The sequence below is a fragment of the Pseudomonas sp. Larv2_ips genome (genome assembly GCF_963879675.1).
Taxonomy (GTDB): Bacteria; Pseudomonadota; Gammaproteobacteria; order Pseudomonadales; family Pseudomonadaceae; genus Aquipseudomonas.
Genome location: NZ_CAWOAW010000014.1, coordinates 351654 through 374388, shown reverse-complemented (window position 1 = coordinate 374388; position 22735 = coordinate 351654). Strand labels below are relative to the sequence as shown.

Below are 22735 nucleotides of genomic sequence, written 5' to 3'. Positions count from 1 at the left end.
GATAGCAAAGTGTCAGTCACTGAATCAGTCGACTGATACACCGCTATTGCAGGCAAGCCAGCGCCCACATTTGGATTTTCATCGTTTGTTAACTGTGTGTGAGCCCAATGACCACTCAAACCCTTGACCTCGCCACTGCCACTCACGGCTACCGCCGCTTGCTGGCACGCCGCGCCTGGCTGCTCGCGCTGTTGGGCACGGCGCTGGTCTGCGCGATGCTGGTGGACCTGGCCAGTGGCCCCTCGGGCATGGGCCTGCTGGCGTTGCTCGATGGCATCCTGCACCCCTCGCACCTGAGCCCCACCGACCAGGTGATCATCTGGAACGTGCGCCTGCCCTATGCACTGATGGCGGTGCTGGTCGGTTGCGCGCTGTCGCTGGCCGGGGCCGAAATGCAGGCGATTTTGAACAACCCGCTGGCCAGTCCATTTACCTTGGGCGTGTCGTCGGCGGCGGCGTTGGGCGCATCACTGGTCATCGTATTTCCGGTGACCACATTGTGGGTGTCGGCCAACACGGCAATTTCCATCTCGGCCTTTATCTTCGCGGCGGCCTCGGTATTTTTGCTGCAAGCCATGTCGCGCCTACGCGGCGCGGGCGTGGAAAGCCTGGTGTTGTTCGGCATCGCGCTGGTGTTCAGTTGCAATGCGGTCGTGGCCTTGCTGCAACTGGTCGCCACTGAAGATGTCTTGCAGCAACTGGTGTTCTGGACCTTGGGCAGCGTGACCCGGGCCAACTGGGACAAGCTCGGCATCCTCGCGCTGGTCGTGGCGGTGGTGATGCCGTTTTCCTTCGCCGCCGCACCGCGCCTGACCCTGCTGCGCATGGGCGAAGACCGCGCGCAAAGCTTTGGCGTGGACGTGAAGCGCCTGCGGTTTTTTTCATTGCTGCGTATCAGCCTGTTGTCAGCCACCGCCGTGGCGTTTGTAGGCACCATCGGTTTTATCGGCCTGGTCGGTCCGCATATCGCGCGGATTCTGGTGGGTGAAGACCAACGCTTCCTGCTGCCCGCCAGCGCCTTGACCGGCGCGTTATTGCTGGCGCTGTCGTCGATTGCCAGCAAGCTGATCATGCCGGGCGTGATCGTGCCGGTCGGCATCGTCACCGCGCTGGTGGGCGTGCCGATTTTCGTGGTGCTGGTGTTCAAGCGCCGGAGGCAGCTATGAACCTGGGCTTATCGGTGCACAACGCCAACGTCAGTTATGGCCGGCGGCACATCGTGCATGACCTGAGCTTGCCTACCCTGCCCCACGGCAGCCTGACCGCGCTGATCGGCCCCAATGGCGCCGGTAAGTCGACCCTGCTGCGCGCCGTGGCCGGACTGGAAAAGATGCAAGGCGTGGTAAGGCTGGGTGCACTGGACCTGTCGGCCATGTCCGTGGCCGAGCGTGCGCGCCGCGTCACGTACATGCCGCAAAACCTGCCGCCGGGCCTGAGCCTCAGCGTGATGGAAAGCGTGATCGCCGCACTGCGCGTGGCCCATGTTGAAGGCATTCCCTTGTCCAGCGAGGCCTGTCTGCGTGAAGCGTTTGAGGCGTTGCAGCGCATCGGCATCGCACACCTGGCCGATCAACTGCTAAGCACCTTGTCCGGTGGCCAACGCCAATTGGTCAGCCTTGCCCAACTCATCGCACGCCGCCCACAGGTGATGTTGCTCGACGAACCCACCAGCGCCCTCGACCTCAATTACCAGTTGAAGGTCATGGACTGCGTGCGAGGGCTGGTACGCGAACACAACCTGATCGCCGTGGTAGTGCTGCATGACATCAACCTCGCCGCGCGGTTTGCCGACCACATTGCCGTGCTGCGCCAGGGCCGCTTGTACGCCAGTGGCGTGGCGGACGAAGTGCTTGACCCGGCGCTGTTTGCCGACGTTTACGGCGTACGGGTGCGCATTGAACGGTGCTCGCAGCAGTCGTTGCAGGTGCTGGTCGATGGGGCTGTGTGAAACGCTTCTAAGGTTAGACGCAAATGTTTGATTGAATTATTGCCCTTCGATCATCACCTATACCTGCAGGCATTCGCTCATTTGGAGAGCTTCATGATCGACCTGTATTACTGGACTACCCCTAACGGTCACAAAGTTTCACTGTTCCTGGAAGAAGCCGGTTTGCCCTACAAGGTGCACCCGATCAACATCGGCCAGGGCGACCAGTTCAAACCAGACTTCCTGAAGATTGCTCCCAACAACCGTATCCCGGCCATCGTCGACCAACGCCCGAGCGACGGCGGCGCACCGATTTCACTGTTTGAATCCGGCGCCATCTTGCTGTACCTCGCGGAAAAAACCGGCCAGTTCCTGCCCAAAGACCTGCGCGGTCGCCAGGAGGCATTGCAGTGGCTGTTCTGGCAAATGGGCGGGCTGGGGCCAATGGCCGGGCAAAACCATCATTTCAGCCAGTTCGCACCGGAAAAAATCCCTTACGCGATCAAGCGCTACGTCGATGAAACCGCGCGCCTGTATGGCGTGCTGGACCGGCGCCTGGCGGATCGCCCGTTCGTGGCAGGCGATGACTACAGCATTGCCGATATGGCGATCTACCCGTGGATTGTTTCCCACAAGTGGCAGAGCCAGCGCCTGGAGGATTTCCCCCATGTGCAGCGATGGTTCAACAGCATCAAGGAACGGCCAGCGACGGTTCGGGCATATGAGCTGGTGCAGAAAGTGAACCCACCCAAAGCCTGATCTATGTGGGAGCTGGCTTGCCTGCGATAGCATCACCTCGGTACACATGAAAAACCGCGGTGCCTGCATCGCGGGCAAGCCCGACTCCCACATTGATCTCTATTCGTCTCAAGTTCTCGCGCTTAACCCAAACTCCTGCTTGCGTCGTTTCGCCGCGCTCACTAACGTAGCGCCTTTAATGACGCTACCCCCCCGCAGGAGCTTTGCCATGGCCTCGCCAGCCCTCTCACACTTTCTTCCCCGGTTCGGCGTTGCCGCGGCAGTGGCCAGTGCATTAAGCCTGGCCGGTTGCCAGCTCCAGAGCACCCAGGACACCCTGCCACCCGTTGCCGGCGTGCAGCCGATCAAAGGCCTGGCCCAGAATGTGTCGGTACGCCGCAATGCCCAAGGCATGCCGCTGATCGAAAGCAACACCTTCCATGACGCGCTGTTCAGCCTCGGTTACGTGCACGCCAGCGACCGCATCACCCAGATGGTCACCTTGCGCCTGCTGGCCCAGGGCCGTCTGGCGGAAATGTCTGGGCCAGAAGTGCTGGATGTCGACCGCTTCATGCGCGCGGTCAACCTGAAAAAAAGCGCCGGCGAGCTGTACAACGCTTCGTCGCCGCGCCTCAAGCGCTTCTTTGAAGTGTATGCGCGGGGCGTCAACGCCTACCTGTTCCGCTACCGCGACAAGCTGCCGCCGGACCTCGCCCAGACCGGCTACAAGCCCGAGTACTGGAAACCGGAAGATTCGGCGCTGTTGTTCTGCCTGTTGAATTTCAGCGAATCGAGCAACCTGCAAGAAGAGCTCTCCTCGTTGGTGCTGGCGCAGAAAGTCGGCGTCGACAAGCTCGCCTGGCTCACGCCAAGTGCGCCGGATGAGCCAATCCCGGCGGACGAGGCCGACAAGCTCAAGGGCGTGAACCTGGGCCAGATCACCGGCCTTGCGGGCCTGGAAAGTGTCGGCCAGCAGTTGAGCAGCCTCAACGCCCTGGCGGTCACCACCTCCAGCAACTGGGCCATCGGCCCACAACGCAGCCGCAGCGGCAAAAGCCTGCTGGCCAGCGACCTTGCCGCCCAGCCGCAAGCGCCGTCGCCGTGGAACTACGTGCAGATCCGTGCGCCCAAATACCAGGCAGTCGGCGCCTCGATTGCCGGTCTGCCGACCCTGTTGTCGGGCTTCAACGGCAAAGTCGCGTGGAGCATGAGCGCGGTCAAGGGCGACACCCAGGACCTGTTCCTGGAAAAGGTCAAACGCCAAGGCAACGCGTTGTACTACGAGAACAACGGCAAATGGCTGCCGGCCACCGTGCGCAACGAAACCTACTTCGCCAAAGGCCAGCGGCCACTGCGTGAAGTGGTCTACGAAACTCGCCACGGCGCCCTGCTCAACAGCAGCCAGGCGCTGACCAGCGGTTTCGGCCTGGCCCTGCAAACCGCCGACTTCAAGGACGACAAGAGCCTGGACGCGTTTTTCGACCTGTCCCGTGCGCAAAACGCCGGCAAGGCGTCGGACGCGACCAGGGAAATCCGCGCCATCGCCCTGAACATGATCTTCGCCGACGCCAGCAACATCGGCTGGCAAGTCACCGGCCGCTTCCCCAACCGCCGCGAAGGCCAGGGCTTGCTGCCGTCGCCGGGCTGGGACGCGCGCTTTGACTGGGACGGCTACGCCGACGCGATGCTGCACCCCTACGATCAGGACCCGGCCCAAGGCTGGATCGGCACCGCCAACCAGCGCACCGCGCCACGCGGCTATGGCATGCAGCTGTCCAACTCCTGGGATGCACCGGAGCGCAGCGAACGCCTGGCGCAGCTGGCCAACGCCGGCAAGCATGACAGCCGCAGCATGATCGCCATGCAGTACGACCAGACCACCCTCTTTGCCGCCAAACTCAAGACCATGTTCCAGGCGCCGGGCATGGCCCAGCCGCTGAAACAGGCGATTGATGCATTACCGGCGGCTGACGCGGCCAAGGCACGCGAGGCGCTGAATCGCCTGATGGCGTTTGATGGCCGACTGGCGCCAACGTCTGCCGACGCGGCAATCTACGAGCTGTTCCTGCAGGAAAGCACCAAGCAGATCTTCCTCGACGAACTCGGCCCGGAAAACAGCGCCAGCTGGAAAGCCTTTATCAGCAACGCCAACCTGTCCTACTCCGCCAGCGCCGACCACCTGCTGGGCCGCGAAGACAGCCCGTTCTGGGACGACGTGCGCACGGCGCAAAAAGAAGACAAACCGGCGATCCTGGCCCGCAGCCTGGCCGCCGCGATCACGGCCGGCGACAGCCAATTGGGCGGCGACCACAAGGCCTGGCAGTGGGGCAAGCTGCACACCACCACGTGGAAAAACACCAACGGCCAGGTGATTCGCAGCCCGTTCGCCAGCGGCGGCGACCACAACACCCTGAACCCGGCGCCCTACCGCTGGGGCCAGGACTTCACCACCACCCAGGTGCCGGCGCTGCGCATGATTGTCGACTTCGGCCAGATCGAACCGATGATGGGCCAGGGCGGCATTGGCCAGTCCGGCAACCCGGCCAGCCCGAATTATGCGAGCGGCATCGACCCGTCGCTCAAGGCGCAATACCTGAGCTTCCCGATGCAGCCGCAGAATTTTGACAAGGTGTACGGCAAGACCCGGTTGACCCTGACGCCTGGCAAGTAACCCGGTTTCTCACTGAAGAAACCGGATCAAAAATGTGGGAGCGGGCTTGCTCGCGAAGGCGGTCGATCAGTCACTCAATAGTTGGCTGAACCACCGCATTCGCGAGCAAGCCCGCTCCCACATTGACCTTATGCATTCCGATAGAACTTCTCGCCCCACCATCCCCTCATACCTGATAAGCCCATCGCCCCCGGCACGCCCATGGACCTTGTCATCGCCCGGCCCGAAGGCCTCTACTGCCCCGCCGGAGATTTTTATATCGACCCATGGCGGCCGGTGGAGCGCTCGGTCATCACCCACGCCCACGGCGACCACGCCCGCACCGGCAACCAGCACTACCTGGCCGCCGCGCCCGGTGAAGGCATCTTGCGCTCACGCCTGGGCCAGGACATCAACCTGCAAACCCTGGCCTATGGCGAACAACTCGTGCACCACGGTGTGACCCTGAGTTTTCACCCTGCCGGGCACGTGCTGGGTTCAGCCCAGGTGCGGCTGGAATACCAGGGCGAAGTCTGGGTCGCCTCCGGCGACTACAAAGTCGAGCCCGACGGCACCTGCGCGCCCTTCGAACCGGTGCGTTGCCACACCTTTATTACCGAATCCACGTTCGGCCTGCCGATCTACCGCTGGCAGCCCCAGGCGCAGATCTTCGCCGGGATCAATGACTGGTGGCAGGCCAACATCGCCGCCGGCAAGGCCAGCGTGTTGTTCTGTTATTCGTTCGGCAAGGCCCAGCGCATCCTGCATGGCATCGACGCCAGCATTGGCCCGATCCTCAGCCATGGCGCGGTCGAGCCCTTGAACCGGGTGTACCGCGAAGCGGGCATCTATATCCCCGAAACCCTCTACGCCGGCGACTTCAAAAAGACCGACCCGTTGCTGCGCCAAGCGCTGATCATCGTCCCGCCGTCCGCAGGCGGAAGCAGTTGGATCAAGCGTTTCGGCGACTACAGCGACGCGTTCGCCAGCGGCTGGATGCGCCTGCGCGGTACGCGGCGGCGCCGCGGAGTGGACCGCGGCTTTGTGCTCTCGGACCACGCCGATTGGCCGGGGCTGCTGTGGGCCATCGAGCAAACCGGCGCCGAGCGGGTGATGGTCACCCACGGTTCCGTGGGCGTTCTGGTGCGTCACCTGCGGGAAAAAGGCCTGGATGCCCAGGGTTTCACCACCGAATACGGCGATGACGAAGAGGAGGCCAGCGCATGAAAGCCTTCGCCGAGCTGTACGCCAACCTCGACGCCACCACGTCCAGCAATGCCAAGCTCGCCGCGTTGCAGGCGTATTTTCGCCAAGCCCCGCCCGACGATGCAGCGTGGGCGGTGTACTTCCTGTCCGGCGGGCGACCTCGGCAACTGGTGCCCACCCGTTTACTGCGCGACATGGCCACCCAAGCCTCGGGCATCGAGCCATGGCTGTTCGAAGAGAGCTACCAATCGGTCGGCGATTTGGCCGAGACCATTTCCCTGCTGTTACCCGAATCCACCTACACCTCGCAAGATGGCCTGGCGGTGTGGCTCGAAGAAAAGCTGCTGCCCCTGCGTGGTTTGCCGCCTCTGGAACTCGCCGAACGCCTGCCCGCGCTGTGGGCCCAACTGGATCAGCCGAGCCTGATGGTCTGCATCAAGTTGATCACCGGCAGCTTTCGCGTCGGCGTGTCCAAACTGCTGGTCACCCGCGCCCTCGCCGCGATGGCCGACCTCGACAGCAAGCGCGTGGCGCAACGCCTGGTGGGCTACACCGACCTGTCCAATCGCCCTACGCCTGAAGGCTACCTCAAGCTGATCGCTGCCGAATCGTCCGACGAACACGCGCAACGCGGCGGGCAACCGTATCCGTTTTTTCTGGCCCATGGGTTGTCGCAGCCGGTGGAGCAGTTCGACGCCCTGCTCGGCTCCCCCGCCGACTGGCAGGTGGAATGGAAGTGGGACGGCATACGCGCGCAGCTGGTCAAGCGTGAAGGCCGGCTGTGGGTCTGGTCGCGGGGCGAGGAGCTGGTCACCGAGCGTTTTCCCGAACTGCACAGCCTGGTCAGCGGCTTGCCGGATGGCACGGTGATCGACGGCGAAATCGTGGTGTGGAAGGACGCGGTGCAACCTTTCGCCCTGCTGCAACAGCGGATCGGCCGCAAGACCCTGAGCAAGAAGGTGCTTGAGGATGCTCCGGTCGCCGTCCTCGCCTACGACCTGCTGGAGTTTGAGGGCGAAGATTGGCGCAATCACACCCAGGCCGAACGCCGCACCCAACTCGAGCAGGTGATTGCTCAGTGCAACCAGCCTGTGCTGCTGCCATCGCCTTCGCTGACGGGGACCTCTTGGGCAGACCTCGCGCACCAACGCGAGGCGTCGCGCCAGTTGGGCGTGGAAGGCATGATGCTCAAGGCCAAGGACGGCCTGTACGGCGTGGGCCGCACCAAGGACATGGGCGTGTGGTGGAAATGGAAAGTCGACCCGTTCAGCGTCGACGCGGTGTTGATCTACGCCCAACGCGGCCATGGTCGTCGCGCCAGCCTGTATAGCGACTACACCTTTGCAGTGTGGGATGGCCCGCCCGGCACCGAACGCACGCTGGTACCGTTTGCCAAAGCCTATTCCGGCCTGACCGACGAGGAAATGCGCAAGGTCGACGCGATTGTGCGCAAAACCACGGTGGAGAAATTCGGGCCGGTCAGCAGCGTGACGCCGAGCATGGTGTTTGAGCTGGGCTTTGAGGGCATTGCCCTGTCCAAGCGCCACAAGAGCGGGATTGCGGTGCGGTTTCCCAGAATGTTGCGGTGGCGCCAGGATAAGGCAGTGGATGAGGCGGACAACCTGGCCACGCTGCAGGACCTGCTGACCTGAACTAGGTCCTCCTGTGGGAGCGGGCTTGCTCGCGAATACGGTAGGCCAGTGACAGAGGAATTGACTGACCCGCCGCATTCGCGAGCAAGCCCGCACCAACGTTTTAATTCGCGTCAAGATCCAAAATGGTGCACTGAAAAATCAATGCCCATTTTCGGGCATCTCCTACACTCTCAACTCCCTTATCCCACCTTTTAAAACAGTCATTCGGAACTATGGTGCAGAAATTGCTACTTGTGATCCGTCTGACACCGTTCAGTAACAGTCCTAAACGCGCCACAAGCGCTTATCTTGGTTTCCAGGGATTACATAATGAAAAAAGCATTGCTGACCCTTTCTGCACTGGCTCTGTGCATGGCTGCTGGTGTTGCCACAGCCAAGGAATACAAGGAATTGCGTTTTGGTGTCGATCCTTCCTACGCGCCGTTCGAATCCAAGGCCGCTGACGGCAGCCTGGTAGGCTTCGATATCGACCTGGGCAATGCGATCTGCGCCGAGCTGAAGGTCAAGTGCAAGTGGGTTGAAAGTGACTTCGACGGCATGATTCCGGGCCTCAACGCCAACAAGTTCGACGGCGTGATTTCCTCGATGACCGTGACCGAAGCCCGTGAAAAGGCGATCGACTTCTCTAACGAGCTGTTCTCCGGCCCGACGTCCCTGGTGTTCAAAAAGGGCGCGAACTTCTCCACGCCTGAGTCCCTCAAGGGCAAAACCGTGGGCTACGAGCAAGGCACCATCCAGGAAGCCTACGCCAAGGCGGTGCTGGACAAAGCCGGTGTGACCACCAAGGCCTACGCCAACCAGGACCAGGTGTATGCGGACCTGACGTCCGGTCGTCTCGACGCCTCGGTGCAAGACATGCTGCAAGCCGAACTGGGCTTTTTGAAGTCGCCGGCAGGCGCTGACTACGAAGTCAGCAAGGCCATCGACGACCCATTGCTGCCATCCAAAACGGCGGTCGGTATCAAAAAAGGTAACAAAGACCTCAAGGCCTTGCTCGATAAAGGTATCAAAGCGTTACACGATGATGGCACCTACGCCACCATCCAGAAGAAACACTTCGGCGATCTGAACCTGTACAGCGGTAAATAACACCCTGGCGCCCACCTGTTTCAGGTGGGCGCTTTTTTATCGCCATAGGTCCTGAATTCATGTTTGAAGATCTTTTACAAACCCTGGGGCTGAGTGCCTTCAGTTTGAAGGGGTTCGGCCCGCTGTTGCTGCAAGGTACGTGGATGACGGTGAAACTGTCGGTCGCCTCCCTGGCCGTCAGCGTCTTGCTCGGCTTGCTCGGCGCCAGAGCGAAACTGTCCAGCGTCAGCCTGATCCGCGTCCCCGCCCAGCTCTACACCACCTTGATTCGCGGCGTGCCCGACCTGGTGCTGATGTTGCTGATTTTCTACAGCCTGCAAATCTGGCTGACCGGTTTTACCGACTTCATGGAATGGGACTACATCGAGATCGACCCATTCAGCGCCGGGGTTATCACCCTGGGCTTCATCTACGGTGCCTACTTCACCGAGACCTTTCGCGGTGCGATCCTCGCCGTGCCGCGGGGACAGCTGGAAGCGGCGACCGCGTACGGGCTCACGCGCGGGCAGCGGTTTCGCTTCGTGACCTTCCCGCAGATGATGCGCTTTGCCCTGCCAGGCATCGGCAACAACTGGATGGTGATGCTCAAGGCCACGGCGCTGGTGTCGATCATCGGCCTGGCGGATCTGGTCAAGGCCGCTCAAGACGCCGGCAAGAGCACTTATCAACTGTTTTACTTCCTGGTCATCGCCGCGTTGATCTACCTGCTGATCACCAGCGCGTCCAATGTCGTCCTGCGCTGGCTTGAGCGCCGTTACTCCGCTGGGTCCCGGGAGGCCGTGCGATGATCGAACTTCTGCAGCAATACTGGCGGCCCTTCCTTTATAGCGACGGCCAGCACATCACCGGGCTGGCAATGACCCTGTGGCTGCTCAGCGCGGCGCTGGTGATTGGCTTTGTGGTGTCGATCCCGCTGTCCATCGCCCGCGTGTCGCGCAAACGCTACATCCGCTGGCCGGTGCAGTTTTACACGTACCTGTTTCGTGGCACGCCGCTCTATATCCAGCTGCTGATCTGCTACACCGGGATCTACAGCATTGCGGCCGTACGGGCGCAACCGGTGCTGGATGCGTTCTTTCGGGATGCGATGAACTGCACCATCCTCGCCTTCGCCCTGAACACCTGCGCCTACACCACCGAGATTTTCGCCGGGGCAATCCGTAGCATGGCGCATGGTGAAGTCGAGGCGGCCAAGGCTTACGGCCTCACAGGCTGGAAGCTGTATGCCTACGTCATCATGCCGTCGGCCCTACGCCGCTCGCTGCCGTACTACAGCAACGAAGTGATCCTGATGCTGCACTCGACCACCGTGGCGTTCACCGCGACGGTGCCGGACATTCTCAAGGTGGCCCGGGACGCCAACTCGGCCACGTACATGACCTTTCAATCATTCGGCATCGCTGCGCTGATCTACCTGACCGTGACCTTTGCGCTGGTCGGGCTGTTTCGTCTGGCGGAGCGCCGCTGGCTGGCCTTTCTCGGGCCGAGCCATTAAGGAGTTGTCATGCGTCATCAGGTACATGATCTGATCGCGCCGGTGCCAGGCACGGCGCGGCAGATTCACAGTTTCCACTTCGGCCCGGAACAGGCTGAAGGCAAGGTCTACATCCAGTCATCGCTGCATGCCGACGAACTGCCGGGCATGCTGGTGTCCTGGCACCTCAAGGCCCGCCTGGCCGAGTTGGCGGCGGCCGGCAGGCTGCGCAGCGAAATCGTGTTGGTGCCGATTGCCAACCCGGTGGGCCTGGAGCAAGTGTTGATGGATATTCCGCTGGGCCGCTACGAGCTGGAAAGCGGACAGAATTTCAACCGCCGGTTTGTCGACCTCAGTGAAGAGGTCGGTAACCAGGTCGAGTATTTGCTGGGAGATGACGCGCAGCACAACGCCCGATTGATCCGTGCCGCACTGTCCACTGCCCTCGCCCGGCAAGCGGCCGACACCCAGTTGCAATCCCAACGCCTGGTGCTGCAACGCCTGGCCTGCGAGGCCGACATGGTGCTCGACCTGCATTGCGACTTCGAAGCCGTGGCGCACCTGTACACCACGCCCGAGGCCTGGCCGCAGGTGGAGCCGCTGGCACGCTATATCGGCTCGGAAGCCAACTTGCTCGCCACCGACTCCGGCGGGCAGTCCTTCGATGAGTGTTTCACCCTGGTGTGGTGGCAGTTGCAGCAACGCTTCGGCGAGCGCTTCCCGATTCCCATGGGCAGCTTTTCGGTGACCGTCGAGCTGCGCGGCCAGGGCGACGTCAACCATGGCCTGGCCCGCCTCGACTGCCAGGCGATCATCGATTATCTGATCCACTTCGGCGCGATTGAAGGCACCGCCGCTCCATTGCCTGCCTTGCCCTACCCGGCCACCCCACTGGCGGGCGTCGAGCCTGTGACCACGCCCGTTGGCGGTTTGCTGGTATTTTGCGCCCTGCCGGGTGAATACCTGGAAGCCGGGCAATTGATCGCCGAAATCATCGACCCCCTTACTGACCGCGTAACGCCCGTGCACTGTAAAAACGCCGGCCTGCTTTACGCCCGTTCGCTGCGGCGCATGGCCACTGCCGGCATGGTGATCAGCCATGTCGCAGGTCATGAAGCCTACCGCAGCGGCTACCTACTTTCGCCTTGAGGATGCACGCCCCATGTACAAATTGACCGTTGAAGGCCTGCATAAAAGCTATGGCGACAATGAAGTGCTCAAAGGTGTCTCGCTCAAGGCCAAGACCGGTGATGTGATCAGTTTGATCGGCGCCAGCGGTTCGGGCAAAAGCACCTTTTTGCGCTGCATCAACTTTCTGGAAACCCCCAACGACGGCGCGATGACCCTCGACGGCCAGCAAATCCGAATGGTCAGTGACCGCCACGGCATGCGCGTGGCCGACGACGCCGAGCTGCAACGCCTGCGCACGCGGCTGGCGATGGTGTTCCAGCATTTCAACCTGTGGAGCCACATGAGCGTGCTGGAAAACATCACCATGGCCCCGCGCCGGGTGCTGGGTTGCAGCAAGAAGGACGCCGAAGACCGCGCCCGTCGCTACCTGGACAAGGTGGGCTTGCCGGCGCGCGTGGCCGATCAATACCCGGCGTTCCTGTCGGGTGGCCAACAGCAACGCGTGGCCATCGCCCGCGCCCTGGCCATGGAGCCGGAGGTGATGCTGTTCGACGAGCCGACCTCAGCCCTCGACCCGGAGCTGGTCGGTGAAGTATTGAAGGTGATCCAGGGGCTGGCCGAGGAAGGCCGCACCATGATCATGGTCACCCACGAGATGAGCTTTGCGCGCAAGGTGTCGAGCCAGGTGTTGTTCCTGCACAAGGGCCTGGTGGAAGAGCAAGGTGCGCCTGCGGATGTGCTGGGCAATCCGAAGAGCGAGCGCCTGCAGCAGTTTTTGAGCGGCAATTTGAAGTAAACCTTTGCGGCGCCTGGAGGGTCTCTGAATGAGAGCCTCCAGAGCGTCAGCCCACCCATGGCAAAACCCCTCGACTTCGCAAAACACTGGTTTGCCGCCAAGGGCTGGAAACCGTTCGCCTTTCAGAAAGAGGTATGGGCGGCGGTCAAGCAGGGTCAGTCAGGCTTGCTGCATGCCAGCACCGGCGCGGGTAAAACCTATGCACTGTGGTTTGCCGCCCTTAATCGCTTCGCCATCACTCGCCCGCCCGCCACCGGCAAACGCAAACCGCCGGCTGAGCCGCTGACGGTGCTGTGGATTACACCCATGCGCGCATTGGCCGCCGACACTGCACGCGCCCTTGAAGCGCCACTGGAGGTCTTGCAGATTCCGTGGAGCATCGGCCTGCGCACCGGCGATACCAGCAGCAGCGAACGCGCCCGCCAAACCCGCCGCCAGCCCACCGCGCTGGTTACCACGCCGGAAAGTCTTACGTTGATGCTGGCGCGTGCCGACAGTGAATCGAGCCTGGCGCACCTGCGCATGGTCATCGTGGATGAATGGCATGAATTGATCGGCAACAAGCGTGGTGTGCAGCTGCAACTGGCGCTGGCGCGCTTGCGGCGGTGGCATCCGGAACTGATGGTGTGGGGAATTTCGGCGACGTTGGGTAATCAGGCTCACGCACTGGAGGTTTTGGTCCCACAAGGTGGCGGGATCAACGTGCAGGGGCAAACGGCCAAAACGCTGCAGGTCGATACCTTGTTGCCGCCCACCACTGAGCGCTTTCCCTGGGCCGGGCATATTGGTTTGAAGATGTTGCCGCAAGTCGTCGCCGAAGTTGATTCCAGCAGCAGTTGCCTGGTGTTTACCAACACACGGGCGCAGTCGGAGATCTGGTACCAGGCGTTGCTCGAGGCGCGCCCGGATTGGGCGGGAGTGATCGCGCTGCACCATGGCTCACTCTCGCGCGAAACGCGCGACTGGGTGGAGCGAGCCTTGAAAGACGGCCAGCTCAAGGCGGTGGTGTGCACCTCCAGCCTGGACCTGGGGGTGGATTTTCTGCCGGTGGAGCGCGTGCTGCAAATCGGCTCGGCCAAAGGCGTGGCGCGCCTGATGCAGCGCGCCGGACGCTCCGGCCACGCGCCAGGGCGGCCGTCCCGGGTGACGCTGGTGCCGACCCACAGCCTGGAACTGGTGGAAGCGGCGGCCGCCCAAGACGCGATCGCCCAACGGCGCATCGAAGCCCGTGAATCGCCTTACAAGCCGCTGGACGTGCTCGTACAGCATTTGGTGAGCATGGCGCTGGGCGGAGGCTTTACGCCGGATGCGCTGCTGGCGGAAGTGCGCGGTGCCTGGGCTTACCGTGACCTCACGCAAGCCGACTGGGCCTGGGCGCTGGGGTTTGTGCGCCATGGCGGATTGTCGCTGACGGCTTACCCGGATTACCGCCGCGTGGAGCCCGACGAGCACGGCGTGTGGCGCGTGCCGGATGCACGCCTGGCGCGGCGCCATCGCATGAGTGTAGGCACCATCGTCAGTGACGCGAGTATCCAGCTGAAATTCTGGAGCAAGGGCGGCGGCGGCAAGAACCTGGGCAGTGTCGAGGAAGGCTTTATCGCACGGCTCAAACCCGGTGATGGTTTCCTGTTTGCCGGGCGTTTGCTGGAGCTGGTGCGCGTGGAAAACATGACTGCTTACGTGCGTCGCAGCACCGCGAAAAAAGCCGCCGTGCCGCGTTGGAATGGCGGGCGCATGCCGCTTTCCAACGAACTGGCGCAGGCGGTGGTCGAACGGTTTGATGCGGCGGCGCACGGGCATTTCGACGGCCCGGAAATGCAGGCGGTGCAACCCTTGCTGCAAACCCAGTTGCGCTGGTCGGGCCTGCCGACTCGCACGCATTTGCTGGCCGAAGCCCTGAAGTCGCGGGAAGGATGGCACGTGTTTCTTTACCCCTTCGCCGGACGCCAAGTGCATCTGGGCCTGGCCAGCCTGCTGGCGTGGCGGGTCAGCCAACAGCAGCCGGTGACCTTTTCAATCGCGGTGAATGATTACGGGCTGGAGCTGTTGAGTGCCACGCCGGTGGATTGGCCATTACTGCTGAACGAAGCGTTATTGAGTCCGCAAAATTTGCTGACCGACGTCATAGCCAGCTTGAATGCCGGGGAATTGGCCCTTAGACGTTTTCGCGAGATCGCGCGCATCGCCGGGCTGGTGTTCGCGGGTTACCCCGGGGCGCCAAAAAGCACGCGGCAGGTTCAGGCCTCCAGCGGGTTGTTTTTTGAAGTGTTCAAGCAATATGACCCGCAGAACCTGCTGCTGACCCAGGCCGGGGAAGAAGTCCTGCGTGACGAGTTGGATATTCGTCGGCTGGAACAGACATTGCGCCATCTGGCCGCGCTGAAACTGGACTTGCACCTGATCGAACGGCCTACACCGCTGGCCTTCCCACTGCTGGTTGAGCGGATGCGCGAGAGCATGAGTTCGGAGAAACTCTCGGAGCGCATTGCACGGATGGTCAAAGACCTGGAAAAAGTCGCTGATAACGGGAAACGCTGATGCATTGTTCGGTAATGCTTGAGGGAGAAGAGCTGTGGTTGCTGGCGGAAAAGGCCGTGTACTGGCCCTCGCGTCGGTGTTTGCTGATTGCCGACGTGCATTTTGGCAAGGCCTCCGCCTACCGCAGCCTTGGGCAACCCGTGCCCCAAGGCACCACGACTGAAAACCTGCAACGCCTGGACCGGCTGTTATCGGCCTTGCCGTGCGAGCAGGTGATCTTTCTCGGTGACTTCCTGCATGGCCCCGGCTCTCACGCCAGCGGCACCCTGAGCGCCTTGAGAGCGTGGCGTGAGCACAATCGCGACCTTGGCCTGACGCTGATTCGTGGCAATCACGACAAACGCGCAGGCGACCCACCGGCCGACTTGGGCATCGAGGTGGTGCCGGAGCCTTTGCTGATGGGGCCGTTCGCCCTGCAACACGAACCAGACGCGCATGCCAGCCACCATGTGCTGGCGGGGCATGTGCACCCGGTCTATCGACTGCGCGGCAGGGGCCGACAGAGCTTGCGCCTGCCGTGCTTTCAGTTCGGGTCGCGGATCAGCCTGTTGCCGGCGTTCGGCGCCTTTACCGGGGGTTATTCAGTGGAGCAGCGCGACGATCAGCAGATCTTTGTAATCGGCGATGAGGACGTATGGCCGGTGTGCTGAACAACCGGCCATGTCTATTGCCCTGAACGATCAGGCGACAGGCGCGGGTGGCGGCTCATCCGGCAGCGTCGGTTCACCAGGCTCGGTGGGCGGTTGCGGCCAATCTTGATCAGGTTGACCAGGGATGCCGCCTGCATACGCAGGGTCGGCCATCAGGGACCAGGCCAGAACACCAATCTGGTTGGGTTCAAGCCGGGCGAGTTCGGCGCTGATTCGCGGGTCGATCTTCATAAAGTACTCCTCAAGCGTGGCTCGGCGCGTTTTGCACGCACCGAGGCAGTACACCCAATAGAGTCACTTCCCGCAGACTAATTCCCTTAACGTGTAAGACCTTTCGATCAAGCGCGTGGGAGTGTGACGCCACGCTGGCCCTGATACTTGCCGGCGCGGTCCTTGTAGGACACTTCACAGGCCTCGTCGGACTGCAGGAACAGCATCTGTGCCACGCCTTCATTGGCGTAGATCTTCGCCGGCAACGTGGTGGTGTTGGAGAACTCCAGGGTCACGTGACCTTCCCACTCGGGCTCAAGCGGCGTCACGTTGACGATGATGCCGCAGCGCGCGTAGGTGCTTTTGCCCAAGCAAATGGTCAGCACGTCACGCGGGATGCGGAAAAACTCCACGGTGCGCGCCAGGGCGAAGGAATTGGGCGGGATGATGCACACGTCGCTCTTGACGTCGACGAAGCTCTTTTCGTCGAAATTCTTCGGGTCGACGATCGCCGAGTTGATATTGGTGAACACCTTGAATTCGTCGGCGCAACGCACGTCGTAGCCATAGCTGGAAACACCGTACGAAATCACCGGAGCGTCGCCTGCGCCACGGATCTGGCGTTCAACGAACGGTTCGATCATGCCGTGCTCTTGCGCCATGCGGCGAATCCACTTGTCCGATTTGATGCTCATGGCGGGTGTCCTGAATAGCGAGGTGGAAAAATTCTGTTGGGCATCTTACCGGGGCCGGCTTCGGGGTTCAAAGGGCGCGGGGCTTTTCTTGATGAATGCACCGGCTGCTGCAAGCCGCAGCCAACGGGGCCGGGGCTTATAGTGCGGTCCCTTGTGACTGTAAATACCACCGCCAGTCACGAAAATAGAGAAACCTTCGGAAATACCATTGGCACGTTCCGGAAAAAGGGTTAAGGTGGCGCCACTGTGCTGCTTGTGTCACTGAGAATCTCTACACGATATGTTGAATTTCGATCCAACCATCTCCAAGAATTTTTCCTGCTCTTTGCACTCAGTCTCGGCCAGGGCTTTTCCTGAGTCGCAGTTAACTTTGTCCAAGGAGATACACCATGTCTAATCGCCAAACTGGTACCGTTAAGTGGTTCAACGATGAAAAAGGCTTCGGCTTCATCACTCCACAATCCGGTGACGACCTGTTCGTTCACTTCAAAGCTATCCAATCCGACGGCTTCAAAAGCCTGAAAGAAGGCCAACAGGTTTCTTTCATCGCTACCCGCGGTCAGAAAGGCATGCAAGCTGAAGAAGTTCAAGTTATCTAACTTGTACTGACTTAGTCGAAAAAACCCCGCCCTCAAAAGCGGGGTTTTTTTATGCCTGGGATTTGACGCACCGCTACCGGAATCCCGGACAAAAAAAATGTGGGAGCCTACTTATGTGGGAGCTGGCTTGCCTGCGATGCTGACGCCTCGGAGTATCAGTTACACCGAGACGATGCTATCGCTGGCAAGCCAGCTCCCACACAAGCCTGCTCCCACAGTTCATACAGCGTTGTTACTGGAACAACGACTCACTCGACAAGCCATTCTTCTCAAGGATCTCACGCAAGCGCTTGAGGCCCTCTACCTGGATCTGCCGCACCCGCTCACGGGTCAAACCGATCTCCAGGCCTACGTCCTCCAGGGTACTGCTCTCATGGCCGCGCAGGCCGAAGCGGCGAATCACCACTTCACGCTGCTTGTCCGTGAGCTCAGACAGCCACTGATCAATGCTTTGGGAAAGATCATCGTCCTGCAACAGTTCGCAAGGATCCGTCGGACGATCATCCGTCAGGGTGTCCAGCAGGGTTTTATCCGAATCCGGACCCAGCGAGACATCGACCGAAGACACGCGCTCGTTCAGGCCGAGCATGCGCTTAACCTCGCCTACCGGCTTTTCCAGCAGGTTGGCGATTTCTTCAGGCGAAGGTTCATGATCGAGTTTTTGTGTCAGCTCACGCGCCGCCCGCAGGTAGACGTTGAGCTCCTTGACCACATGGATCGGCAACCGGATCGTACGGGTTTGATTCATGATCGCCCGTTCGATGGTCTGACGAATCCACCAGGTGGCATAGGTCGAAAAGCGGAAGCCCCGCTCAGGGTCAAACTTCTCCACCGCCCGGATCAAGCCCAGGTTGCCCTCCTCGATCAGGTCCAGCAGCGACAGCCCACGATTGACGTAGCGTCGGGCGATTTTCACCACCAGGCGCAAGTTACTTTCAATCATGCGTTTGCGCCCAGCCGGATCGCCTTTTTGCGACAAGCGCGCAAAATGGACTTCTTCTTCGGGAGTGAGCAGAGGGGAAAAGCCGATTTCATTGAGGTACAGCTGCGTTGCGTCGAGCGCCCGCGTGTAGTCAATGTACTTGTGTTGCTTTAACGCGGTGGAGTTCTTGGATTTGGTGCGAACTGAAGGTGTAGCAGACCCTTCATCATTCGACATCGATTCCTTTTCGGTGAGTATCTCCATTTCAAGGAGAACCTCATCGTCGATGTCAAACTCCGGCGCTTCTTTACTGAGAGCCATTGTTATAGTCCTTTGGTGAGTTCGACCTCAAGCTCAAGCGACGCCTCTATCCTTGGCAACGCTGGAGCCTGTTCCTTCTACGTGAGGGAACAGGCTGTGCAACACATCAACGACGGGGTAGGAATTGCAGCGGATCTACAGGTTTCCCTTGGCGGCGAATCTCAAAGTGCAGTTTCACCCGGTCTGTACCAGTTGACCCCATTTCGGCAATTGTCTGTCCGACTTTGACTTGCTGCCCCTCCCGAACCAACAGCCTGCGGTTGTGACCGTAAGCACTGACGTAGGTATCGCTGTGTTTGATGATGACCAGTTCGCCGTAGCCCCGCAAACCACTCCCGGCGTACACCACTGTCCCATCAGACGCAGCTAAAACAGGCTGTCCCAAATCCCCGGCGATATCAATGCCTTTATTCAAACTACCGTTTGAAGAGAATTTTCCAATCAACACCCCGTTTGAAGGCCATCCCCAACCGGTCGGAGCAGGCCCTGCAGGCGGCAGAGGCGCAGGCGCTGGTTTGCTCGCAACCGTAGGCGCGGCGGTGCCTGCAGGCCGGGTGATGATCGTGGTTTTGCTCGAAGACGACGGCGAAGATCCGGAATTTGTCAAAACTGTCGTAGGCGTTGAACCGGTGCGTCCATCGAAACGAATGGTCTGACCTGGATGTATCGTGTATGGCACAGGAATATTGTTACGAGCTGCGAGCGCCTTGTAATCCCAACCGTAACGGAAGGCGATCGAGAACATCGTGTCCCCCTTTCGCACTACATACTGACCGGTGGTGACCGTCGGTTTTTGCGGCACTGCATTATTGCGGTCAACCACCCGCGCACCGCTGGATGGCGTGCTCGAACAGGCCGCCAATAAGGAACTCAAGACAAGGCCAAGCACCAGTCGCTGAAAGCTTGTTTTACTCATACGCTGCGCAGGACCTGTGAGACTCACCCGCCGCTCCCTTTGTGGTGGCTGAACATGAACGCCTGTATCAGGCTTGAAATATGACGCAAGTATAACTGGGCATTGGATTTTTACCGGCACACGACTGAAACGAAAAATTCATCATGTTTAAACCCGGTTTCCCGTCATGTTGACTCTATGAGCCCCGCTGTAAGACACATCCCCACCCACAGAATTCACTGTTTGCGAATAAATGATCAGGCCAGCGGGCCATTGAGCAAGGGTACAAAGCGCACGGCGCCCAGTACATGCCGGGAAAAGCCTTCGTCTTCCCGGATAATGAGCATCAATTGTTGCACTTCGCCGGAACCCACCGGGATAACCAATCGCCCGCCAGGTGCCAGTTGATCCAGCAAGGCCTGCGGTACATCGGTTGCAACGGCGGTAACGATGATGCCGTTATACGGCGCCAGCGCCGGCCAGCCTTCCCAGCCATCGCCCCAGCGAAACACCACGTTACGCAGGTTGAGCTCCACCAGGCGCTCCTTGGCGCGGTCCTGCAGGACCTTGATGCGCTCCACCGAGAACACCCGCTCCACCAGTTGCGACAGCACGGCGGTCTGGTAACCCGAACCGGTGCCGATCTCCAGCACTTTGTCCAACGGCCCCGCCGCCAGCAACAGCTCACTCATGCGCGCGACCATATAAGGCTGCGAAATGGTCTGGTTGTGGCCGATGGGCAACGCGGTGTCTTCATAGGCCCGATGCGCCAGGGCTTCGTCGACAAACAGGTGGCGTGGTGTGCGCCGGATGACTTCCAGCACCTGGGCGTTCGACAGCCCTTCTTCGTACAGGCGCTGGATCAAACGCTCGCGCGTACGCTGCGAGGTCATCCCGATGCCACGGCGCAGCAGGTCGTCTTGTTCACGCGCCATCAACGCAGCCCCTCAAGCCAGCCATCGAGACTACTGAAGGCATCACTGAAGGTGCGATCAAGCTGCAACGGGGTAATCGATACATAACCTTGCATCACCGCATGAAAGTCTGTGCCCGGGCCACCGTCCTCGGCGTCGCCGGCTGCCGCAATCCAATAACCTTCCTTGCCGCGCGGATCGACCACTTTCAGAGGCGCCGCCGCACGGGCGCGATGGCCCAGGCGCGTCAGTTGGATGCCGCGAATATGGTCGAGGGGCAAATTAGGGATGTTGACGTTGAGTACTGTGCGCGGCGGCAGGTCCAGTGACCCGTGGGCCTCCACCAGCTTGCGGGCGAAATACGCCGCCGTCGCCAGGTTGTCCAACTGCCGCGAGGCAAAGGAAAAGGCGAACGAGGTGCGGCCCAGGAAACGCCCTTCAAGCGCCGCCGCCACCGTACCCGAATACAACACGTCATCGCCCAGGTTGGCGCCCAGGTTGATGCCCGACACCACCAGGTCCGGCTCCTGCTCCAACAAGCTGTTGATCGCCAGGTGCACGCAGTCGGTGGGGGTACCGTTCACGCTGATAAAGCCATTGGCCAGAACCTGCGGGTGCAACGGACGGTCGAGCGTCAGCGAACTGCTGGCGCCGCTCTTGTCCTGGTCCGGGGCAACCACCACACACTCGGCGTAATCTTCCAGCGCAGCATAAAGCGCGGCAAGGCCGGGTGCGGTGGCACCGTCATCGTTTGATATCAGAATACGCATGGGCTGTCCGTCTGCCCCACCGGCACCAGATCAACAAGCTCGCGCACCAAGACAGTGGCGAAGCATCCGGCCGGCAGGACGAATTCCAGTTGCAGAATGTCCAGCGAGGGATAATGCCACGTCAACCCGCCAATGGGCAGTCGCAGAATGCGACGCTCCTGGCTCATGCCGGCATTGACCAGCCAATCGCGCAGGTCGGCTTCACCGTCGGCGATTGCCTGTTCCAGCGCGAAGGTCGCCCCCGACGCCGGCGAATTGCCTTCGCCCCACTGCGGCCCTGTCGGGTGCAGGTCCAGAATCGCCAGGCGCGGGTCGCTGCATTCAGCCTCCCCCGCCGGGAAAAAACTGCGGCTGTCAGTAAACGCCAACAAATCGCCGACCTGGGCGCGCTGCCAGGACCCGTCTGCCACACGTGCTGCCAGGACTTTATTGAAGAGAAAACTACGCGCGGTAGACAGCAGCCGCGAGCGCACATTGCGCTGCTCCGGCAGGGCCTTGCGGGCCGCCCATTCACGCGCGTCCGCCACGTTGCCGCCGTTGTGGCCGAAGCGCTGGGCACCGAAGTAATTGGGGATACCGTGCTGGGCAATCTGCTGCAAACGCGCGTCGATGGCGGCGGTGTCGCCAGCCAATTGGGTCAGGCGCAGGGTAAAGCCGTTGGCCGAATGCGCACCCCGCTGCAGCTTGCGTTTATGACGGACGATCTTGAGGATTTTGAGGGTGTCGTTCTGCGCACCGCTCATGTCCGGGTCGGCCTTGCCCGGCAGTTGCACGCTGAACCACTGGCGCGTCAACGCCTGGCGATCCTTGAGCCCGGCATAGCTGACGGTGCGCAGCGGCACGCCGGCGGCCTTGGCAATGCGCCGCGCGGCTTCTTCGGTATTCAAACCGCGCTTTTCGACCCACAGCCACAGGTGCTCGCCGTCGCCGGTCAGCGGAATATCCAGCACTTCGTCTACCTGGAAATCTTCAGCCGTCGCTTTTAATACGGCGCTGCCCAAAGCCTCGCCGTAGGCCCGCGGGCCCAACAGTTGCAAGTCATTCATGCGCGCAGCAACAAGGCAACGGAGTGCACCGCGATGCCCTCTTCCCGTCCGGTAAACCCGAGTTTTTCGGTGGTGGTGGCTTTCACGTTGACTTGATCCAATTCAATTTGCAGATCCGCGGCAATCAGTGCGCGCATCGATTCGATATGCGGGGCCATTTTCGGCGCCTGGGCGACGATGGTGTTGTCGACATTCCCGACCTTCCAGCCCTTGGCGTGGATCAGGCCGACCACATGGCGCAGCAAGACGCGGCTGTCCGCACCCTTGAAGGTTGGGTCGGTGTCTGGAAAGTGCTTGCCGATATCGCCCAACGCCGCTGCGCCGAGCAGGGCATCGCTCAAGGCGTGCAATACAACGTCGCCGTCGGAATGAGCGAGCAACCCATGGTGGTGTGCAATGCGCACGCCGCCCAAGGTGATGAAATCGCCTTCAGCGAAACGGTGCACATCGTAGCCGTGGCCAATACGCATAAAAAAACGCCCCGATTTAATTCAGGGCGTGATTCTACC

At 61.0% G+C, this 22735-nt stretch carries 22 protein-coding genes; 14 read left to right on the top strand and 8 right to left on the bottom strand.

Annotation, left to right across the window (positions count from 1 at the left end; translation table 11 throughout):
• Positions 1-107: 107 nt before the first annotated feature.
• The 13 genes from AACV02_RS08090 to pdeM all read left to right on the top strand — a co-directional run bounded on the left by AACV02_RS08090 (position 108) and on the right by pdeM (position 15854).
• Complete coding sequence (locus tag AACV02_RS08090; RefSeq protein WP_119738791.1) at positions 108-1166, top strand: FecCD family ABC transporter permease; 1059 nt, start codon at positions 108-110, stop codon at positions 1164-1166.
• The gene (locus tag AACV02_RS08085) at positions 1163-1948 is read left to right on the top strand and encodes an ABC transporter ATP-binding protein (RefSeq protein WP_106577134.1); all 786 of its coding nucleotides are present in this window, start codon (positions 1163-1165) and stop codon (positions 1946-1948) included. The genes AACV02_RS08090 and AACV02_RS08085 overlap by 4 nt, the downstream gene beginning before the upstream one ends.
• A gap of 93 nt (positions 1949-2041) precedes the next feature.
• Positions 2042-2686, top strand: coding sequence for a glutathione S-transferase N-terminal domain-containing protein (locus AACV02_RS08080; protein ID WP_106577135.1), 645 nt, complete (start codon positions 2042-2044; stop codon positions 2684-2686).
• Between the two features lie 208 nt (positions 2687-2894).
• Positions 2895-5336: a penicillin acylase family protein gene (locus AACV02_RS08075; RefSeq protein WP_119738789.1), complete on the top strand. Its 2442-nt coding sequence runs from the start codon at positions 2895-2897 to the stop codon at positions 5334-5336.
• Positions 5337-5537: 201 nt separating this feature from the next.
• Positions 5538-6542: a ligase-associated DNA damage response exonuclease gene (locus AACV02_RS08070; RefSeq protein WP_119738787.1), complete on the top strand. Its 1005-nt coding sequence runs from the start codon at positions 5538-5540 to the stop codon at positions 6540-6542.
• Positions 6539-8173, top strand: coding sequence for an ATP-dependent DNA ligase (locus tag AACV02_RS08065; RefSeq protein ID WP_119738785.1), 1635 nt, complete (start codon positions 6539-6541; stop codon positions 8171-8173). Before AACV02_RS08070 ends, AACV02_RS08065 begins: the two co-directional genes overlap by 4 nt.
• 312 nt (positions 8174-8485) lie before the next feature.
• Complete coding sequence (locus tag AACV02_RS08060; protein ID WP_106577139.1) at positions 8486-9265, top strand: transporter substrate-binding domain-containing protein; 780 nt, start codon at positions 8486-8488, stop codon at positions 9263-9265.
• 59 nt (positions 9266-9324) lie between these two features.
• Positions 9325-10053: an ABC transporter permease gene (locus AACV02_RS08055; RefSeq protein ID WP_119738783.1), complete on the top strand. Its 729-nt coding sequence runs from the start codon at positions 9325-9327 to the stop codon at positions 10051-10053.
• A complete protein-coding gene (locus AACV02_RS08050) occupies positions 10050-10760 on the top strand; it encodes an ABC transporter permease (RefSeq protein ID WP_106577141.1) in 711 nt (236 codons plus the stop codon). Before AACV02_RS08055 ends, AACV02_RS08050 begins: the two co-directional genes overlap by 4 nt.
• Before the next feature lie 9 nt (positions 10761-10769).
• Entirely contained in the window at positions 10770-11888 is a 1119-nt protein-coding gene (locus tag AACV02_RS08045) for a succinylglutamate desuccinylase/aspartoacylase family protein (RefSeq protein ID WP_119738781.1), read from the top strand.
• A gap of 13 nt (positions 11889-11901) precedes the next feature.
• The gene (locus tag AACV02_RS08040; RefSeq protein ID WP_106577143.1) at positions 11902-12666 is read left to right on the top strand and encodes an ABC transporter ATP-binding protein; all 765 of its coding nucleotides are present in this window, start codon (positions 11902-11904) and stop codon (positions 12664-12666) included.
• A 57-nt stretch (positions 12667-12723) separates the two neighbouring features.
• Positions 12724-15204: a ligase-associated DNA damage response DEXH box helicase gene (locus AACV02_RS08035; RefSeq protein ID WP_119738779.1), complete on the top strand. Its 2481-nt coding sequence runs from the start codon at positions 12724-12726 to the stop codon at positions 15202-15204.
• Positions 15204-15854, top strand: a complete 651-nt coding sequence (pdeM, locus tag AACV02_RS08030; protein ID WP_119738777.1) for a ligase-associated DNA damage response endonuclease PdeM — start codon at positions 15204-15206, stop codon at positions 15852-15854. Before AACV02_RS08035 ends, pdeM begins: the two co-directional genes overlap by 1 nt.
• 30 nt (positions 15855-15884) lie before the next feature.
• Here pdeM and AACV02_RS08025 read toward each other — a convergent pair whose 3' ends face one another.
• Together AACV02_RS08025 and dcd are read right to left on the bottom strand one after the other, a co-directional pair.
• Positions 15885-16085, bottom strand: coding sequence for a hypothetical protein (locus AACV02_RS08025; protein WP_106577146.1), 201 nt, complete (start codon positions 16083-16085; stop codon positions 15885-15887).
• Positions 16086-16192: 107 nt separating this feature from the next.
• Complete coding sequence (dcd, locus tag AACV02_RS08020) at positions 16193-16759, bottom strand: dCTP deaminase (protein WP_106577147.1); 567 nt, start codon at positions 16757-16759, stop codon at positions 16193-16195.
• 389 nt (positions 16760-17148) lie between these two features.
• Here dcd and AACV02_RS08015 point away from each other — a divergent pair, with 389 nt between their 5' ends.
• Positions 17149-17358: a cold-shock protein gene (locus AACV02_RS08015; RefSeq protein WP_002554837.1), complete on the top strand. Its 210-nt coding sequence runs from the start codon at positions 17149-17151 to the stop codon at positions 17356-17358.
• A 232-nt stretch (positions 17359-17590) separates the two neighbouring features.
• Here AACV02_RS08015 and rpoS read toward each other — a convergent pair whose 3' ends face one another.
• The 6 genes from rpoS to ispF form a co-directional block, all read right to left on the bottom strand.
• On the bottom strand, positions 17591-18601 hold the full coding sequence (gene rpoS, locus AACV02_RS08010; protein WP_016974430.1) for an RNA polymerase sigma factor RpoS: 1011 nt from the start codon (positions 18599-18601) through the stop codon (positions 17591-17593).
• A 106-nt stretch (positions 18602-18707) separates the two neighbouring features.
• Entirely contained in the window at positions 18708-19544 is an 837-nt protein-coding gene (locus AACV02_RS08005) for a peptidoglycan DD-metalloendopeptidase family protein (RefSeq protein ID WP_119738773.1), read from the bottom strand.
• A 209-nt stretch (positions 19545-19753) separates the two neighbouring features.
• Complete coding sequence (locus AACV02_RS08000; protein WP_169850588.1) at positions 19754-20389, bottom strand: protein-L-isoaspartate(D-aspartate) O-methyltransferase; 636 nt, start codon at positions 20387-20389, stop codon at positions 19754-19756.
• A 41-nt stretch (positions 20390-20430) separates the two neighbouring features.
• Positions 20431-21180: a 5'/3'-nucleotidase SurE gene (gene surE, locus AACV02_RS07995; protein WP_119738771.1), complete on the bottom strand. Its 750-nt coding sequence runs from the start codon at positions 21178-21180 to the stop codon at positions 20431-20433.
• A complete protein-coding gene (gene truD / locus AACV02_RS07990) occupies positions 21168-22226 on the bottom strand; it encodes a tRNA pseudouridine(13) synthase TruD (protein ID WP_106577150.1) in 1059 nt (352 codons plus the stop codon). The genes surE and truD overlap by 13 nt, the downstream gene beginning before the upstream one ends.
• On the bottom strand, positions 22223-22696 hold the full coding sequence (gene ispF, locus AACV02_RS07985; protein WP_012722614.1) for a 2-C-methyl-D-erythritol 2,4-cyclodiphosphate synthase: 474 nt from the start codon (positions 22694-22696) through the stop codon (positions 22223-22225). The genes truD and ispF overlap by 4 nt, the downstream gene beginning before the upstream one ends.
• Positions 22697-22735 lie beyond the last annotated feature (39 nt).

What these genes read in the sequence shown, in the direction of transcription:
- AACV02_RS08090 (WP_119738791.1), top strand. Translation starts at nt 108, where the DNA reads ATGACCACTCAAACCCTTGACCTCGCCACTGCCACTCACGGCTACCGC.
- pdeM (WP_119738777.1), top strand. Translation starts at nt 15,204, where the DNA reads ATGCATTGTTCGGTAATGCTTGAGGGAGAAGAGCTGTGGTTGCTGGCG.
- surE (WP_119738771.1), bottom strand. Translation starts at nt 21,180, where the DNA reads ATGCGTATTCTGATATCAAACGATGACGGTGCCACCGCACCCGGCCTT.
- truD (WP_106577150.1), bottom strand. Translation starts at nt 22,226, where the DNA reads ATGAATGACTTGCAACTGTTGGGCCCGCGGGCCTACGGCGAGGCTTTG.
- AACV02_RS08050 (WP_106577141.1), top strand. Translation starts at nt 10,050, where the DNA reads ATGATCGAACTTCTGCAGCAATACTGGCGGCCCTTCCTTTATAGCGAC.
- AACV02_RS08000 (WP_169850588.1), bottom strand. Translation starts at nt 20,389, where the DNA reads ATGACCTCGCAGCGTACGCGCGAGCGTTTGATCCAGCGCCTGTACGAA.
- AACV02_RS08025 (WP_106577146.1), bottom strand. Translation starts at nt 16,085, where the DNA reads ATGAAGATCGACCCGCGAATCAGCGCCGAACTCGCCCGGCTTGAACCC.
- AACV02_RS08055 (WP_119738783.1), top strand. Translation starts at nt 9,325, where the DNA reads ATGTTTGAAGATCTTTTACAAACCCTGGGGCTGAGTGCCTTCAGTTTG.
- AACV02_RS08075 (WP_119738789.1), top strand. Translation starts at nt 2,895, where the DNA reads ATGGCCTCGCCAGCCCTCTCACACTTTCTTCCCCGGTTCGGCGTTGCC.
- rpoS (WP_016974430.1), bottom strand. Translation starts at nt 18,601, where the DNA reads ATGGCTCTCAGTAAAGAAGCGCCGGAGTTTGACATCGACGATGAGGTT.
- AACV02_RS08045 (WP_119738781.1), top strand. Translation starts at nt 10,770, where the DNA reads ATGCGTCATCAGGTACATGATCTGATCGCGCCGGTGCCAGGCACGGCG.
- AACV02_RS08015 (WP_002554837.1), top strand. Translation starts at nt 17,149, where the DNA reads ATGTCTAATCGCCAAACTGGTACCGTTAAGTGGTTCAACGATGAAAAA.
- AACV02_RS08060 (WP_106577139.1), top strand. Translation starts at nt 8,486, where the DNA reads ATGAAAAAAGCATTGCTGACCCTTTCTGCACTGGCTCTGTGCATGGCT.
- ispF (WP_012722614.1), bottom strand. Translation starts at nt 22,696, where the DNA reads ATGCGTATTGGCCACGGCTACGATGTGCACCGTTTCGCTGAAGGCGAT.
- AACV02_RS08085 (WP_106577134.1), top strand. Translation starts at nt 1,163, where the DNA reads ATGAACCTGGGCTTATCGGTGCACAACGCCAACGTCAGTTATGGCCGG.
- dcd (WP_106577147.1), bottom strand. Translation starts at nt 16,759, where the DNA reads ATGAGCATCAAATCGGACAAGTGGATTCGCCGCATGGCGCAAGAGCAC.
- AACV02_RS08080 (WP_106577135.1), top strand. Translation starts at nt 2,042, where the DNA reads ATGATCGACCTGTATTACTGGACTACCCCTAACGGTCACAAAGTTTCA.
- AACV02_RS08040 (WP_106577143.1), top strand. Translation starts at nt 11,902, where the DNA reads ATGTACAAATTGACCGTTGAAGGCCTGCATAAAAGCTATGGCGACAAT.
- AACV02_RS08065 (WP_119738785.1), top strand. Translation starts at nt 6,539, where the DNA reads ATGAAAGCCTTCGCCGAGCTGTACGCCAACCTCGACGCCACCACGTCC.
- AACV02_RS08035 (WP_119738779.1), top strand. Translation starts at nt 12,724, where the DNA reads ATGGCAAAACCCCTCGACTTCGCAAAACACTGGTTTGCCGCCAAGGGC.
- AACV02_RS08070 (WP_119738787.1), top strand. Translation starts at nt 5,538, where the DNA reads ATGGACCTTGTCATCGCCCGGCCCGAAGGCCTCTACTGCCCCGCCGGA.